The sequence below is a fragment of the Streptomyces sp. Root431 genome, assembly GCF_001426585.1.
GTDB lineage: Bacteria > Actinomycetota > Actinomycetes > Streptomycetales > Streptomycetaceae > Streptomyces > Streptomyces stackebrandtii.
In genome coordinates this window covers 160,786-175,024 of sequence record NZ_LMEI01000006.1, presented here as the reverse complement: position 1 = coordinate 175,024, position 14,239 = coordinate 160,786, and the positions used below count along the sequence as shown (strand labels likewise).

The 14,239-nt window shown below is 72.8% G+C and carries 15 protein-coding genes and 1 riboswitch; of the genes, 12 read left to right on the top strand and 3 right to left on the bottom strand.

Annotation, left to right across the window (positions count from 1 at the left end):
* Window positions 1-2 precede the first annotated feature (2 nt).
* Both ASC82_RS30930 and ASC82_RS05260 read left to right on the top strand, forming a co-directional pair.
* Entirely contained in the window at window positions 3-308 is a 306-nt protein-coding gene (locus tag ASC82_RS30930) for a hypothetical protein (protein WP_056642248.1), read from the top strand.
* A 314-nt stretch (window positions 309-622) separates the two neighbouring features.
* A riboswitch (cyclic di-AMP (ydaO/yuaA leader) is annotated at window positions 623-826 on the top strand.
* 3 nt (window positions 827-829) lie between these two features.
* Window positions 830-1,306: a C40 family peptidase gene (locus ASC82_RS05260; protein WP_056642245.1), complete on the top strand. Its 477-nt coding sequence runs from the start codon at window positions 830-832 to the stop codon at window positions 1,304-1,306.
* 52 nt (window positions 1,307-1,358) lie between these two features.
* On the opposite strand, the gene ASC82_RS05255 is transcribed toward ASC82_RS05260, so the two are convergent.
* Window positions 1,359-1,787: an ATP-binding protein gene (locus ASC82_RS05255; protein ID WP_056642243.1), complete on the bottom strand. Its 429-nt coding sequence runs from the start codon at window positions 1,785-1,787 to the stop codon at window positions 1,359-1,361.
* 199 nt (window positions 1,788-1,986) lie between these two features.
* Complete coding sequence (locus tag ASC82_RS05250) at window positions 1,987-3,168, bottom strand: 8-amino-7-oxononanoate synthase (RefSeq protein WP_056642240.1); 1,182 nt, start codon at window positions 3,166-3,168, stop codon at window positions 1,987-1,989.
* A 143-nt stretch (window positions 3,169-3,311) separates the two neighbouring features.
* Between ASC82_RS05250 and bioB the strand changes: the two genes are divergently transcribed.
* The 8 genes from bioB (at window position 3,312) to ASC82_RS05210 (ending at window position 10,682) form a co-directional block, all read left to right on the top strand.
* Window positions 3,312-4,565: a biotin synthase BioB gene (bioB, locus tag ASC82_RS05245; protein WP_056642237.1), complete on the top strand. Its 1,254-nt coding sequence runs from the start codon at window positions 3,312-3,314 to the stop codon at window positions 4,563-4,565.
* 5 nt (window positions 4,566-4,570) lie between these two features.
* The gene (locus ASC82_RS05240) at window positions 4,571-5,851 is read left to right on the top strand and encodes an adenosylmethionine--8-amino-7-oxononanoate transaminase (RefSeq protein WP_199862483.1); all 1,281 of its coding nucleotides are present in this window, start codon (window positions 4,571-4,573) and stop codon (window positions 5,849-5,851) included.
* 27 nt (window positions 5,852-5,878) lie between these two features.
* Window positions 5,879-6,631 (top strand): dethiobiotin synthase, encoded by a 753-nt coding sequence (gene bioD / locus ASC82_RS05235; RefSeq protein ID WP_056642234.1) that lies wholly within the window; start codon window positions 5,879-5,881, stop codon window positions 6,629-6,631.
* 28 nt (window positions 6,632-6,659) lie between these two features.
* Complete coding sequence (locus ASC82_RS05230) at window positions 6,660-7,004, top strand: VOC family protein (RefSeq protein ID WP_056642231.1); 345 nt, start codon at window positions 6,660-6,662, stop codon at window positions 7,002-7,004.
* Between the two features lie 10 nt (window positions 7,005-7,014).
* A complete protein-coding gene (locus ASC82_RS05225; RefSeq protein WP_056642227.1) occupies window positions 7,015-7,671 on the top strand; it encodes a class I SAM-dependent methyltransferase in 657 nt (218 codons plus the stop codon).
* A gap of 64 nt (window positions 7,672-7,735) precedes the next feature.
* Window positions 7,736-8,161 (top strand): GNAT family N-acetyltransferase, encoded by a 426-nt coding sequence (locus ASC82_RS05220; RefSeq protein ID WP_056642224.1) that lies wholly within the window; start codon window positions 7,736-7,738, stop codon window positions 8,159-8,161.
* Window positions 8,162-8,322: 161 nt separating this feature from the next.
* Window positions 8,323-9,666, top strand: coding sequence for a hemolysin family protein (locus ASC82_RS05215; protein ID WP_056642219.1), 1,344 nt, complete (start codon window positions 8,323-8,325; stop codon window positions 9,664-9,666).
* Window positions 9,663-10,682 (top strand): hemolysin family protein, encoded by a 1,020-nt coding sequence (locus ASC82_RS05210; RefSeq protein ID WP_056642217.1) that lies wholly within the window; start codon window positions 9,663-9,665, stop codon window positions 10,680-10,682. The genes ASC82_RS05215 and ASC82_RS05210 overlap by 4 nt, the downstream gene beginning before the upstream one ends.
* A 66-nt stretch (window positions 10,683-10,748) precedes the next feature.
* Here ASC82_RS05210 and ASC82_RS05205 read toward each other — a convergent pair whose 3' ends face one another.
* Complete coding sequence (locus ASC82_RS05205) at window positions 10,749-11,795, bottom strand: maleylpyruvate isomerase N-terminal domain-containing protein (RefSeq protein ID WP_056642213.1); 1,047 nt, start codon at window positions 11,793-11,795, stop codon at window positions 10,749-10,751.
* Window positions 11,796-11,860: 65 nt separating this feature from the next.
* Between ASC82_RS05205 and ASC82_RS05200 the strand changes: the two genes are divergently transcribed.
* Window positions 11,861-12,643 carry an SGNH/GDSL hydrolase family protein gene (locus ASC82_RS05200; protein WP_056642210.1) on the top strand — a complete coding sequence of 261 codons (783 nt, stop codon included), beginning with the start codon at window positions 11,861-11,863 and terminating at the stop codon, window positions 12,641-12,643.
* A gap of 127 nt (window positions 12,644-12,770) precedes the next feature.
* Complete coding sequence (purB, locus tag ASC82_RS05195) at window positions 12,771-14,213, top strand: adenylosuccinate lyase (protein WP_056642208.1); 1,443 nt, start codon at window positions 12,771-12,773, stop codon at window positions 14,211-14,213.
* The last annotated feature ends 26 nt before the right edge of the window (window positions 14,214-14,239 follow it).

Here is a 14,239-nt window from a genome sequence, read left to right as displayed (position 1 = left end):
CCGTGGTCCCCGAGCTGCCCCCGCTGCCGGCCCTGACGCGGGCCGAGGGTGAACTCGTCGACGCCTACCTGGAAGTCGTCGACCTCCTGGGGAAGATCAATCCATCCAGGAGCACGCATACTTATGGGGCGTTGCGTGCGGCCCAGGCCCTGGTGGGACGCGCGGAGGCGCTGCGCGAAGCCCTGACGCTCATGCATAAACGGGGCGAGAGCGAGGTCCACGCGGACACATTGGCGCGCGCCCTAAGGGTGTTGGACGGGGAGCGCAGGACCGGCCGCGTCACCGTCCCGCAGACTCGGGCGAGTTGACATAGTCGCGTGTCGTGTCGAGGTCCGGTCGGCCGACACGCACCGCAGAATCCCTCCCCCGTTCGGCGTAGTCGACGAGTCGACATATGAAGCGGGCGAGTTGCGCAACAGGTGTACGCATCTGGCGGAATCGAACGTTCCATCGCTGGTACGCGGCTCGTCGGCCAAACCTCCGAAGATCACAAAGGGTCTCTGTCCACCCGAACGGATCAGTCGTGAGGAGCCTCACATATCGCCGTTTCAGCTCGGTTTTCGCCCCTGCCGTGGGTCAAGATCCCTGTCGACGACAAGCCCCCGCCACCGCGGCGGGGCGGTCCGGGCGGACGCCGAGTCCTGCCGCTGTCCCGGACGTCTGGTCGACAGGAGTGGATCGGCAGGAGTGGAGGACCCAATCAGTACGGAACGTTCGCGCTGTCCCAGCGAGACCGTTCCTTGGGGTGAAGCCGCAGCCGCGGCCGGGCATCTTCGCCAGCCCGAACCCGACAGGTCATCCTTCGCAGGCGGCTGACGAAGGGTTGCGCATGACCGCGCAGATGCACGTCCCGTCCCTGCTGTCCCGGGCCGGAGCCGTCTCGGCTCTCACCCTCGCCGCCGTCGGCGGCACGCTGTTCGCACCAGGTGCGGCATCGGAGGCCCAGGCGGCGACGACACACGCGAACAAGGCACTGACCGTCGCCGCGTCCAAGAAGGGCGCTCCCTACCGGTACGGATCCACCGGACCCACCCGGTTCGACTGCTCCGGTCTGACGCTCTACGCGTACAAGAAGGCGGGCAAGTCGCTGCCCCGCACCGCGCAGCAGCAGTACAACAAGACCCGGCACATCTCCTCGGCCAGCCGGCAGAAGGGGGACCTGGTCTTCTTCCACTCCGGTGGGAGGGTCTACCACGTCGGCATCTACGCCGGCAGCGGCAAGATCTGGCACTCGCCCAAGACGGGCTCCTGGGTGAAGCTCGACAAGATCTGGTCGTCGAAGGTCTACTACGGCCGCGTCCGGTGACGGACCCCGGGCGCTGACCTCCGATGAGGGATGCGGTGGCGCCGCCGCACCCCTACACCGGGGCCATCGTCCACGGCAGGGTGATCCAGACCGTCTTGCCGCCCTCCTGGGTCGGCGTGACCGAGAGACGGCCACCGGCCTCCGCCGCGAGGACCCGGATGATGACCATGCCCCGCCCGTTGTCCTGCTGGACCGCCGCCGGAAGGCGGCGGGGCCAGCGGGGATGACTGTCGGTCACGCCGATGTGCAGGCGCTCCTCCCGCTCGAGCCGGAGGTCGACCGTGAAGGTGGGCGACTGCCCGAAAGTGTGCTGGACGGCGTTCGTGGCCAGTTCCGACACGATCAGCCGGATCGAGTCCGCGATCTCCGTGGCGCCGTCCAGCCCCCAGTCCCCCAGGACCTCCGCGACGTATCGCCGTGCCGTGGGGACCGAGGCGGGATCGCTCGGCAGAGTGACGGATGCTTCCTGATGGTCTGCCATGGCGGCGCTGTCCCTTTCCCGCCGGGGACACCACCCCGGATTGCGCTTCGCGTCAGAGGCTCCGATCGTGCCGCCCCGTACGGCGTTCCACCACGATATGTGCGCATCTATCGCCCGAAGCGGTGAACTCTGCTACCCACACACGCTCTTGGGCAGCGGAATCGGCGGCGTCGGCCGGCGGCGGCGGTCGGCGGCGGGGTCAGCCTGCGGCGGGCGCGGTCCGCAGGATCGTGTCCACCGCCCGCTGGAGCTCGGCGTCCGTCAGGTCCGCGCGGGCCGTGAGCCGCAGCCGCGAGATGCCGTCCGGCACGGACGGGGGCCGGAAGCACCCGACGGCAAGACCCTGTGCACGGCAGTCGGCCGCCCAGCGCAGCGCCGCCTCCGGTGAGGGAGCGCGCACCGAGACGACGGCCGCGTCCGGCCGCGCGGCGGTCAGTCCGGCCGCCGTGAGGAGTTCGTACAGGGTGGTGGCGACGGTCCGCGCACGGCCGGCGAGCACCGGTTCGGCGGCGATCAGCCGCAGGCTCGCGAGCGCACCGCCGGCGGCGGCCGGGGCGAGCCCGGTGTCGAAGATGAAGGTGCGGGCCGTGTTCACCAGGTGCTCGACGACCCGGGCCGGGCCGAGGACCGCACCGCCCTGGCTGCCCAGGGACTTGGAGAGCGTGAGCGTGGCGACGACGTCCTCGTCGCCCGCGAGGCCGGCCTCGTGCAGGGCGCCCCGGCCGCCGTCGCCGAGGACGCCGAAGCCGTGGGCGTCGTCGACGACGAGCCCGGCGCCGTGCGCGCGGCAGGCGTCGGCGAGCTCGGGCAGCGGCGCCTTGTCGCCGTCGACGGAGAAGACGGAGTCGCTGACCACGAGCGCCCGGAGCTCCGGCCGCGCCTCCAGGGTCTTGCGAACGGACTCGGGGTCGGCGTGCGGCACGACGGCCGTCTCCGCGCGCGCGAGCCGGCAGCCGTCCACGATCGAGGCGTGGTTGGAGGCGTCCGACACGATCAGCGAGTCCCGGCCGCCGAGGGCCGTGAGCGCGGCCAGGTTGGCGGCGTAGCCGGAGGAGAGGACGAGGGCCGCCTCGAAGCCGCAGAACTCGGCGAGTTCGCGTTCGAGCCGGGTGTGCAGCCGGGTCGTTCCGGTGACGAGCCGCGAGCCCGTGGCGCCGGCGCCCCAGCGCCTGGCCGCCTCGGCCGCCGCCTCGGTGACCTCCGGCCGGCGGGTGAGTCCGAGGTAGTCGTTGCTCGCCAGGTCGAGGAGCTCCGACTCGGCCGCCCGGGGCCGCAGCGTACGGACGAGACCGGCCTCCGCCCGGCGGCGCGCCTCGGCGTCGGTCCAGTCGAACGCGGTCCGGCGCGGGCCCTCGGCCCTGGCGTCGTCGGCCTGTGGCATGCGGCGATCCTTTTGTAGGCAGCGCACAGACCCTAACCGGAGTATGCGGAGGTCGGGATGTGGTCATCCACACACCTCGTTCGGGGGCGTTTGTTCGGATCCTCCTTGGCCAGGGGGTGGGCGGTAGGCAAGGATCAGCGCTTATGGACCTGCTGAACACGCTGGTGGAGAAGGGGCTGCGGCGCGAGCTGCCGACCCGTGAAGAAGCGCTCGCCGTACTGGCGACGTCCGACGACGAGCTGCTCGATGTGGTGGCGGCGGCCGGCAAGGTGCGCCGTCAGTGGTTCGGGCGGCGGGTGAAGCTCAACTACCTCGTCAACCTCAAGTCGGGGCTGTGCCCCGAGGACTGCTCGTACTGCTCGCAGCGGCTCGGCTCCAAGGCCGAGATCCTCAAGTACACGTGGCTGAAGCCGGACGAGGCCTCCCAGGCCGCCGCGGCGGGTGTCGCGGGCGGGGCCAAGCGGGTCTGCCTCGTCGCGAGCGGCCGCGGTCCGACGGACCGGGACGTCGAGCGCGTCGGCAGGACCATCGAGGCGATCAAGGAGCAGAACGAGGGCGTCGAGGTGTGCGCCTGCCTCGGTCTCCTCTCGGACGGTCAGGCGGAGCGGCTGCGGGAGGCCGGCGCCGACGCGTACAACCACAACCTCAACACGTCCGAGGCGACGTACGAGGGAATCACCAAGACCCACACCTACGCGGACCGCGTCGACACCGTGCAGAAGGCGCACGCCGCCGGTCTGTCGGCCTGCTCGGGTCTGATCGCGGGCATGGGCGAGACCGACGAGGACCTCGTCGACGTCGTCTACGCGCTGCGCGAGCTGGACTCGGACTCGGTGCCGGTCAACTTCCTCATCCCCTTCGAGGGCACGCCGCTCGCCAAGGAGTGGAACCTCACCCCGCAGCGCTGTCTGCGGATCCTCGCGATGGTGCGGTTCGTCTGCCCCGACGTCGAGGTCCGGATCGCGGGCGGCCGTGAGGTGCACCTGCGCTCGATGCAGCCGGTGGCGCTGAACATCGCGAACTCGATCTTCCTCGGCGACTACCTGACGAGCGAGGGCCAGGCGGGCCAGGCCGACCTCGACATGATCGCGGACGCGGGCTTCGAGGTGGAGGGCGCGGGCACGACGACGCTGCCCGCGCACCGGGCGGACGCGCTCGCGGCGGCGGGTGCGGTCGCGGCGGGCGGCTGCGGTTCGCAGGCGTCGGCGGGCTGCGGCTCGCACGACGCGGCGGAGGGCGCGGGCTGCGGTTCGCACGCGGGCGGCTGCGGTCCCTGCGGCGGCCACGCGGTGCCCGAGCCCGCGGAGCCCGCCGAGGCCGCGGCGAACCAGGCGCGGACCGACCTGGTCGCCGTGCGCCGCCGGGGCGCCGGCACGGACCTCGCGCCGAACGCGTGACGTCCGTGCGCAACGACGAACTGATCGCCCTGGACCGGGCGCACGTCTGGCATCCGTACGGCCCCATGCCGGGCCGTACGGACCCGCTGGTCGTCGAGTCCGCGTCCGGCGTACGCCTGCGGCTCGCCGAACCCTCGGAGGGCCGGGCCGAGTTGATCGACGGCATGTCCTCCTGGTGGTCGGCGATCCACGGCTACAACCACCCGGTGCTCAACGACGCCGTGCGCGGCCAGCTCGACCGGATGAGCCACGTCATGTTCGGCGGGCTCACCCACGAGCCGGCCGTCCGGCTCGCCGCGAAGCTCGTCGAGATCACCCCCGAGCCGCTGCGGCACGTCTTCCTCTCCGACTCGGGCTCCGTCTCCGTCGAAGTCGCGGTCAAGATGTGCCTGCAGTACTGGCGCTCCCTGGGCCGCCCCGAGAAGCAGCGGATGTTCACCTGGCGCGGCGGATACCACGGGGACACCTGGCAGCCCATGTCCGTGTGTGACCCCGACGGCGGGATGCACGAGCTGTGGACCGGCGTCCTCCAGCCGCAGGTGTTCGTGGACGCCCCTCCGGCGAGCTACGAGGAGTCGTACGCGGAGCTCCTGCGGACCGAGATCGGGAAGCACGCGCACGAGCTGGCCGCGGTGATCGTGGAGCCGGTGGTGCAGGGCGCGGGCGGGATGCGCTTCCACGACCCGGCGTACCTGACGGTGCTGCGGGAGGCCTGCGACGCGCACGACGTGCTGCTCGTCTTCGACGAGATCGCGACCGGCTTCGGGCGGACGGGCACGCTGTTCGCCGCGGACCAGGTGGGGGTCTCCCCCGATGTCATGTGCCTGGGCAAGGCGCTGACCGGCGGTTATCTGTCGATGGCGGCGACGCTCTGCACGAGCCGGGTCGCCGACGGCATCTCCCAGGGCGAGGTCCCGGTCCTGGCGCACGGGCCGACCTTCATGGGCAACCCGCTCGCGTCGGCGGTGGCCTGCGCCTCGATCGACCTGCTGCTCTCGCAGGACTGGCAGGTCGAGGTGAAGCGGATCGAGGCGGGACTGCGCGAGGGGCTCGCCCCCGCCGCCGAGCTGCCCGGCGTCCGCGAGGTGCGGGTGCTCGGCGCGATCGGTGTCGTCCAGCTCGACCACCCGGTCGACATGGCGGCGGCGACGCGGGCCGCGGTCCGGGAGGGCGTGTGGGTGCGCCCGTTCCGCGACCTCATCTACACGATGCCGCCGTACGTGACGGGCGACGAGGACCTGGCCCGGATCTGCGCCGCGGTACGCGCGGCTGCGGCCGCGGGCTGATCGGAAGTCGGAAGAGCGAGGACAGCAGTGGGAATCATCGTCGTCAGCGGTACGGGCACGGAGATCGGCAAGACGGTCGTGACCGCGGCGGTGGCCGCCGTGGCCACGGCCGCGGGTCGGTCCGTCGCGGTCCTGAAGCCCGCGCAGACCGGGGTCGGGCCGGACGAGACGGGGGACGCGGACGAGGTGGTCCGGCTCTCGGGCGCCGCGGCCTCGGTCGAGCTGGGGCGTTTCCCGGAGCCGCTGGCTCCGGGCACGGCCGCCCGGCGGGCCGGACTCGCCCCGGTCGGGCCCCTCCAGGTCGCCGAGGCGGCCCGTGCCCTGGCCGCCGAGCACGACCTGGTGCTCGTGGAGGGGGCGGGCGGGCTGCTCGTCCGCTTCGACGAGGAGGGCGGCACGCTCGCGGACGCGGCGGCGCTGCTCGGCGCTCCGGTCCTGTGCGTGGTCCCGGCGGGGCTCGGGACGCTCAACTCGACGACGCTGACGGCCGAGGCGCTGGCGGCACGCGGCATCGAACAGCTCGGCGTCGTGGTCGGCAGCTGGCCGGCCGCGCCGGACCTGGCGGCCCGCTGCAACCTGGCGGACCTGCCGGAGTCGGCGGGCGCGCCGCTGCTCGGGGCCGTACCGGAGGGTTCGGGCGCGCTCGGCCCGGCGGAGTTCCGCGCGGCGGCGGGCGGCTGGCTGGCGCCGGCGCTCGGCGGGACGTGGGACGCGAAGACGTTCACGTCGGACTTCACGGCGGAGTTCACGGCGGACTTCGGGGCGGATCTGCCCGGCTGATCCGTGTCCGACTCCGTACGCTGGGCGCATGCGCGCTCACGTTCAGGAGATCGTCTTCGACTGTGCCGATCCGGCCGCCCTCGTCCGTTTCTGGGCGGGGCTCCTCGGCGGTGATCCGGTCGACCGCTCCGGTGACTGGTCGTACGTCGATCCGCCGGAGTTCGTCCGCCTCGCCTTCCAGCGCGTGCCGGAGGGCAAGTCGGTGAAGAACCGCGTCCATCTCGACCTGGAGGTGGCGGACCCGGACCGGGCCGCCACCGAGGCCGGTCCTTCGGGGGCGGTCCGCGTCGGCGACCTCGTCACGGACGAGCAGGGCTCCTTCCAGGTCATGCGGGACCCGGAGGGCAACGAGTTCTGCTTCGTGACCGGGTGAGGGGCGACCGATGACCCCTCCGACTCCCCCGGCGCCCCGCGTCCACCACCCACTCTTCGCGCGCTTCTACGCCCGCGTCAGCGTCTCGGCCGACACGCGCGGCGGGCTCGCGGCCCTGCGCGCGGAGCTGCTCTCCGGGCTCACCGGCCGGGTGATCGAGATCGGCGCCGGGAACGGGCTGAACTTCGCGCACTACCCGGCCTCGGTCACCGAGGTCGTGGCCGTCGAACCGGAACCCCGCCTGCGGCGGCTCGCCGAGGAGGCCGCGCGGCGGGCGGCCGTCCCGGTGACCGTGCGGACCGGCACGGCGGAGGCGCTGCCGGCCGAGGACGGCGTCTTCGACGCGGCCGTGGCCTCGCTGGTGCTCTGCACGGTACGGAGCGTGCCGCAGGCCCTCGCGGAGGCGCGGCGCGTCCTGCGCCCCGGCGGCGAGCTCCGCTTCTTCGAGCACGTGGCGGCGGGGACACCCGGGCTCGCGCGCGTACAACGGGGCCTGGACCGTACGGTCTGGCCGCTGCTCTTCGGCGGCTGCCACACCTCGCGGGACGCGCTCGCGGAGATCGGGGCGGCGGGCTTCGCCCTCGGCCCGTACCGCTCCTTCGACATCCCGGAGAGCGGACCGCGCCTGCCGAGCTCGCCGTGCGTGCTGGGTGTGGCCCGGCGGTGAGCGGCGTGTCCCACCCGCCGGAACTCCCTGGCACGGGCTCGGGCCCGCGTGATGGGATCCGGCCATGATCGATCTGCAGATACGCGCCGCCCTGCCCGACGAGGCCGAGGCCGTCCTGGCCTTCTGGAAGGAGTCCGCCGAGGGGACGTCCATCTCGGACGACGTGCACGGGGTGACCCGGCTCGTCGAGCGGGATCCGGAGGCGCTCATCCTCGCGCTGGCCGACGGTCTGATCGTGGGGTCCGTGATCGCCGGCTGGGACGGCTGGCGCGCCTCCCTCTACCGGCTCGCCGTGCTGCCCTCCCACCGTCGGCGGGGCATCTCGACGGCGCTGCTGCGCGCGGCGGAGGAACGGTTCGCCGCGCTCGGCGGCCGGCGTGCGGACGCGATGGTCCTGGAGGCGAACGAGACGGGCCGCCGGCTGTGGGCGGCGGCCGGGTACGAGCGCGAGGAGCGCTGGCGACGATGGGTGAAGCCGCTTCACGGCTGACCACCACCCCGCTTTGCCCGTCCTTTACTATGGTTCTTCATTCCGACTATCGAAAGGTGTGAGCGTCCGCCCATGGGCGAGCCTCCCAGTAGCACTGGTTCCACGTTCCGACATCGAGCGATCCTCTCCCCTCTGGCTGATCATGGGACGGAGGTGAACCGATGACCGAAGTGCTTCTGCTCGTGCTGGCGCTCCTGCTGTCGCTCGCGTGCGGCGCCTTCGTCGCGGCCGAGTTCTCGCTGACGACGGTCCAGCGCGGCGAGCTCGAAGAGGCCGTGGAGCGCGGCGAGCGCGGCGCGGCGAGCGCCCTCAAGGCAGTCCGTTCGCTGACCTTCCAGCTCTCCGGCGCCCAGCTCGGCATCACCGTCACCAACCTGGTCGTCGGCATGCTCGCCGAGCCCTCGATCGCCAAGCTGATCCGGGGCCCGGTCGAGGCCCTCGGCCTCTCCCCCTCCGTGGCCTCCTCGGTCGCCCTCGTCCTCGGCACGGCCTTCTCGACCGTCGTCCTCATGGTCGTCGGCGAGCTGGTCCCGAAGAACTGGGCGATCTCCTCGCCCCTCGCGGTCGCCAAGGTGGTGGCGACCCCTCAGCGGGTGTTCACGGCCGCCTTCAAGCCGCTGATCAGCCACCTCAACAACACCGCGAACCGGATCCTGCGCCGTCTCGGCATGGAGCCGACCGAGGAGCTGGCCTCCGCGCGTTCCCCGAAGGAGCTCGTGGCGCTCGCCCGGCACTCCGCGAAGGAGGGCGCCCTGGAGGCGGACACGGCCGAGCTGTTCGTCCGGACGCTCAACCTGGCGGAGCTGACCGCCGAGAACGTGATGACGCCCCGCGTCCAGGTCACCGCCCTTGAGGTGCAGGCCACCGCCGAGGACGTCGCGAACGCGACCCGCGCGACCGGCCTGTCCCGCTTCCCCGTCTACCGGGGCAGCCTCGACTCGGTCGTCGGCATCGCGCACATCAAGGACGTGCTGGCCATACCGGCCGACGAGCGCGCGCGCCGCCGGATCGGCGAGATGCTCCGCGAGCCGCTGCTCGTCCCGGAGACCCTGACCGTGGACCGTCTCCTCGACCGGCTGTCCGGCAAGCAGACGATGGCGGTCGTCATCGACGAGTACGGCGGTACGGCCGGCGTCGTGACCCTGGAGGACATCGTCGAGGAGGTCGTCGGCGAGGTCCGCGACGAGCACGACCCGCACGAGACGCCGGACCTGGCGCGGGCGGGCGAGGACACCGACGGCCGCGAGCTGTGGTCCGCGGACGGCGCCGCCCGTACGGACCAGGTGGAGGCGATCGGCCTCCGCGTGCCGGACGGCCCGTACGAGACGCTCGCGGGTGTCGTCGCGAACGAGCTGGGCCGCATCCCGGCCGTCGGCGACAGCCTGGAGCTGGCCGGCTGGAAGCTCGACGTGGTGGACGCCTCGGGGCGGCGCGCGGCGCGCGTGCTGCTGCACGCCCCCGCGCACGACACGACCGTGGACGAGACCGGGGAGGCCGGCCGATGATCGCCATCCAGCTGTTGATCGGTCTGCTGACCCTGGTCGTCAACGCGTTCTTCGTCGGCGCCGAGTTCGCCCTGATCTCGGTGCGCCGCAGTCAGGTCGAGCCGCTGGCCGAGGCCGGGGACCGGCGGGCGCGCAGCGTCATCTGGGGCCTGGAGCACGTCTCCGCGCTGCTCGCGGCGGCGCAGCTCGGCATCACCCTGTGCACCCTGGTCCTCGGCATCGTCGCCGAGCCGGCCATCGCGCACCTCCTGGAGCCGGTCTTCGACGCGGTGGGCGTGCCGCACGGTCTGGTGCACCCGATCTCGTTCGTGATCGCGCTGTCGGTGGCGACGTACCTGCACATGCTGCTGGGCGAGATGGTGCCGAAGAACATCGCGCTCGCGGAGCCGACGCGTTCCGCGCTGCTCCTCGGCCCGCCGCTGGTGACGCTCGCACGGGCGCTGCGGCCGGTGATCTTCACGATCAACGCCTTCGCCAACGCGCTGCTCAAGCTGCTGCGGGTGGAGGTCAAGGACGAGGTCGCGGCGACGTTCTCGGACGACGAGCTGGCCCGTATGGTCACCGACGCGGGCCACGCCGGACTGCTCGACGACCGGGCCGCCGAGCGGCTGCACGACGCCCTGGAGCTGGGCCGCCGTCCGGTCCGGGACGTCGTGATGCCGGCGGAGAAGGTGGTGTACGCGCAGGTCGGCACGACTCCCGAGGAGCTGGAGGCGCTGTCGGCGTCGACGGGCTTCTCCCGCTTCCCGGTGGTGGACGGGGAGCGCCGGATCCTGGGCTATCTGCACGTCAAGGACGCCCTGGACGTCTCCCCGCGCGATCTGCCGTTCCCGGTGACGGCGCTGCGGCCGATCGCCCGGGTCCGGGCGGCCACACCGCTGGACGACGTCCTGACCGCGATGCGCCGGAGCCGTACGCATCTGGCGGCGGTCCTCGACGAGGACGGCAAGCCGGCCGGTCTCGTGACGATGGAGGACGTGCTGCGCGAGCTGGTGGGGCGCCCGACGGCGCCGTGACCCGTACACGTACGCATGCGGCATGACGAAGGGCCCCGGGATGATTCCCGGGGCCCTTCGGGCAGTTCAGAGCGCGGTGGCGGTCAGCCAGGCGTCGAGGAGGCCGCGGTCCCCGGAGCGGGTGAAGCGCGGGTCGTCGGCGGCGTACCGGCGGTGCAGGAGGAGGAGCAGCTCGGCGCCGTCGCCGGTGACGCTCGCGGTCGGTGCCGGTTCCGCCGGTGCCGTGCGCGCGGCGGACGCCGTGCTTCCGCGCCGCCAGGTGAAGCCGCCCCCGCCGAGCGTGAGCGTCCAGACGGTCCCGGTGTCGCGGGCCGTGAGCCGGAGAAGGTCGCCGTCGCGGCCGAGCTGGGCGATCCGTTCGGCGGTCCTGGGGACGTAGAGGAGGGTGGCGAGGTGGTGCTCGATGCCCTCCGCGGCCGTACCGGGGTCGATCGTTCCCGCCGTCCCGCCGAGGGCGATCTCGGCGTCGGCGAGGTGCACGACGGCCTCGAAGAGGACGTGGCGCGGGTAGTACCCGGCGCGCGGTTCGGGTCCCGGGGACCAGAGCGGGGTGTCCGGGTCGGCGGCGCGCAGGGTCGCGACGAGGGTCTCGGCGCCGGCGGCGAGCCAGCCGGGGTACGCGGCGGGGTCCTGCGGCAGGTCGAGCGGGACGTCCCGGGCGGGGACCCGGGCGGTGGCCCCGGTGCGGACGAGGTGGTCCGCCCAGCGGTGGACGGTGCCGAGGTGCCGGGTCAGGTCGGCGAGGGTCCAGCCGGGGCAGGTGGGCACGGGGGTGGCGGGGTCGGCGTCCCGGACGGTGGCGACGAAGCGGCGGGCCCGCTCGGCGACGGCCTCGCAGGCGGCGGCGTAGGTGTCCTCGGTGAGGCCGAAGCCTTCCGAGACCCTGAGCAGCTCGTCCCGCCAGGGTCCCTCCGGCCGGCGCAGGGCCGCCGCGCGGAAGTGCCCGTCGAGGACGCGCCGGTCGGCCGCCGGGAGCCCGGCGAGCGTGTCGGCCGTGACCTCCAGCCACTTCACCGCCGTGTCGGGGTCCAGGGTCTCGTCATCGCTGGTCTCGACGGCCGTCACCAGGTCGGCCAGGGCCTCGGCCAGCGTGCTCAGCAGCGCGTCGCTCATCGGGTCTTCCCCTCCCGCGTTCTCCACGGCATCCCGCGCATACCGCGCGGTATGATCTCTCCGCCATGGAGATCAATGCCACCTACACCAGTCTCGTCGCCCTCGGCGACAGCTTCACCGAGGGTATGTCGGACCTGAAGCCCGACGGTTCGTACCGGGGCTGGGCCGACGTCCTCGCGGGCCGGCTCGCCGCCCGCACGCCCGGCTTCCGCTACGCGAACCTCGCCGTCCGCGGAAAGCTCATCGGCCAGATCGTCGACGAGCAAGTCGACCTGGCCGCAGGCATGAAGGCCGATGTGGTGACCCTCGTCGGCGGGCTCAACGACACCCTCCGCCCCAAGGTCGACATGGTCCGGGTGCGGGACCTGCTGACCGAGGCAGTGGAACGCCTCACACCCTCCTGCGGACAGCTGGTCCTCATGCGCAGCCCCGGCCGCGAAGGACCGGTCATGGAGCGCTTCCGCCCGCGCATGGAGGAGCTCTTCGCCCACCTCGACGAACTCGCCGGCCGGCACGGCGCCCTCGTCGTCGACCTGTACGGGTCGTCGACGCTCGGCGATCCCCGACTGTGGGACGTGGACCGGCTCCACCTGACCGCCGACGGGCACCGGCGGGTGGCCGAGGCCGTGTGGCAGACGCTCGGCCTCCCGGCCGAGGACGACTGGCGGACCCCGCTGCCCCCGGCCGGGCGGACCGGCTGGGCGAGCCGGCGGATCGCGGACGCCCGTTTCGCCAAGGAGCACCTGGGGCCGTGGATCGGACGGCGCCTCACCGGCCGCTCCTCCGGCGACGGCCGCGCCCCGAAGCGTCCCGAACTCCTGCCGTACGAGGCGCCGGCCGGCTCGTGAGCCGGACGCCGGGGCACCGGCGCCGCCTCCGGGTCACGGGCACCGGCGCCGTGACCTGCGTCTCGTAGCAAGCTCCACACCCCACCGTGGCGCTGGCCTGCATAAACCGCCAGTAGAATCTCTCCACGTGACTGCTGTGACTGCGAAGCCCCGCATCCCCAACGTTCTGGCCGGCCGCTACGCCTCCGCGGAGCTCGCCGTCCTCTGGTCCCCCGAGCAGAAGGTGAAGCTGGAGCGTCAGCTGTGGCTCGCCGTGCTGCGTGCGCAGAAGGACCTCGGGATCGAGGTTCCGGACGCCGCCCTCGCCGACTACGAGCGCGTCCTCGACCAGGTCGACCTCGGCTCCATCGCCGAGCGCGAGAAGGTCACCCGGCACGACGTGAAGGCCCGCATCGAGGAGTTCAACGCCCTCGCCGGCCACGAGCACGTCCACAAGGGCATGACCTCGCGCGACCTCACCGAGAACGTCGAGCAGCTCCAGATCCGCCTCTCCCTCGAGCTGATGCGCGACCGTACGGTCGCCGTCCTCGGCCGCCTCGGCAAGCTCTCCGCCGAGTACGCGGAGCTGGTCATGGCCGGCCGCTCGCACAACGTCGCCGCCCAGGCGACCACCCTCGGCAAGCGCTTCGCGACGGCGGCGGACGAGCTGCTCGTGGCGTACGCCCGCCTGGAGGAGCTCCTCGGCCGCTACCCGCTCCGCGGCATCAAGGGCCCGGTCGGCACCGCGCAGGACATGCTGGACCTGCTCGGCGGCGACGCGGGCAAGCTGGCGGACCTGGAGCAGCGGATCGCCGGTCACCTCGGCTTCGCCAACGCCTTCACCTCGGTCGGCCAGGTCTACCCGCGCTCGCTCGACTACGACGTGGTCACCTCGCTGGTGCAGCTGGCCGCCGCGCCGTCGTCGATCGCCAAGACGATCCGCCTGATGGCGGGCCACGAGCTGGTCACGGAGGGCTTCAAGCCCGGCCAGGTCGGCTCCTCGGCGATGCCGCACAAGATGAACACCCGCTCCTGCGAGCGCGTCAACGGCCTGATGGTCATCCTGCGCGGCTACGCGTCGATGACCGGCGAGCTCGCCGGCGACCAGTGGAACGAGGGCGACGTGTCCTGCTCCGTGGTCCGCCGTGTCGCCCTGCCGGACGCCTTCTTCGCGCTGGACGGCCTCCTGGAGACCTTCCTGACCGTGCTCGACGAGTTCGGCGCCTTCCCGGCCGTCGTCGCCCGCGAGCTCGACCGGTACCTGCCGTTCCTGGCGACCACCAAGGTCCTCATGGGCGCCGTGCGCGCCGGGGTCGGCCGCGAGGTCGCCCACGAGGCCATCAAGGAGAACGCCGTCGCCTCCGCCCTCGCCATGCGCGAGCAGGGCGCCGAGCGCAACGAGCTCCTCGACAAGCTGGCCGCCGACGACCGGATCCCGCTGGACCGGGCCCAGCTCGACGAGCTGATGGCGGACAAGCTGTCCTTCACGGGCGCCGCCGCCGACCAGGTCGCCTCCGTGGTCTCCCGCATCGAGGAGATCCTCAAGCAGCACCCCGAGGCCGCCGCCTACGCACCCGGCGCGATCCTCTGACCCGGACTCCCCGGTTCACCCAGCAG

Excerpts from the sequence above, each read along its gene's own strand:
- ASC82_RS05260 (WP_056642245.1), top strand. The coding sequence starts at position 830 with ATGACCGCGCAGATGCACGTCCCGTCCCTGCTGTCCCGGGCCGGAGCC.
- ASC82_RS05255 (WP_056642243.1), bottom strand. The coding sequence starts at position 1,787 with ATGGCAGACCATCAGGAAGCATCCGTCACTCTGCCGAGCGATCCCGCC.
- ASC82_RS05250 (WP_056642240.1), bottom strand. The coding sequence starts at position 3,168 with ATGCCACAGGCCGACGACGCCAGGGCCGAGGGCCCGCGCCGGACCGCG.
- bioB (WP_056642237.1), top strand. The coding sequence starts at position 3,312 with ATGGACCTGCTGAACACGCTGGTGGAGAAGGGGCTGCGGCGCGAGCTG.
- ASC82_RS05230 (WP_056642231.1), top strand. The coding sequence starts at position 6,660 with ATGCGCGCTCACGTTCAGGAGATCGTCTTCGACTGTGCCGATCCGGCC.
- ASC82_RS05225 (WP_056642227.1), top strand. The coding sequence starts at position 7,015 with ATGACCCCTCCGACTCCCCCGGCGCCCCGCGTCCACCACCCACTCTTC.
- ASC82_RS05220 (WP_056642224.1), top strand. The coding sequence starts at position 7,736 with ATGATCGATCTGCAGATACGCGCCGCCCTGCCCGACGAGGCCGAGGCC.
- ASC82_RS05215 (WP_056642219.1), top strand. The coding sequence starts at position 8,323 with ATGACCGAAGTGCTTCTGCTCGTGCTGGCGCTCCTGCTGTCGCTCGCG.
- ASC82_RS05210 (WP_056642217.1), top strand. The coding sequence starts at position 9,663 with ATGATCGCCATCCAGCTGTTGATCGGTCTGCTGACCCTGGTCGTCAAC.
- ASC82_RS05205 (WP_056642213.1), bottom strand. The coding sequence starts at position 11,795 with ATGAGCGACGCGCTGCTGAGCACGCTGGCCGAGGCCCTGGCCGACCTG.
- ASC82_RS05200 (WP_056642210.1), top strand. The coding sequence starts at position 11,861 with ATGGAGATCAATGCCACCTACACCAGTCTCGTCGCCCTCGGCGACAGC.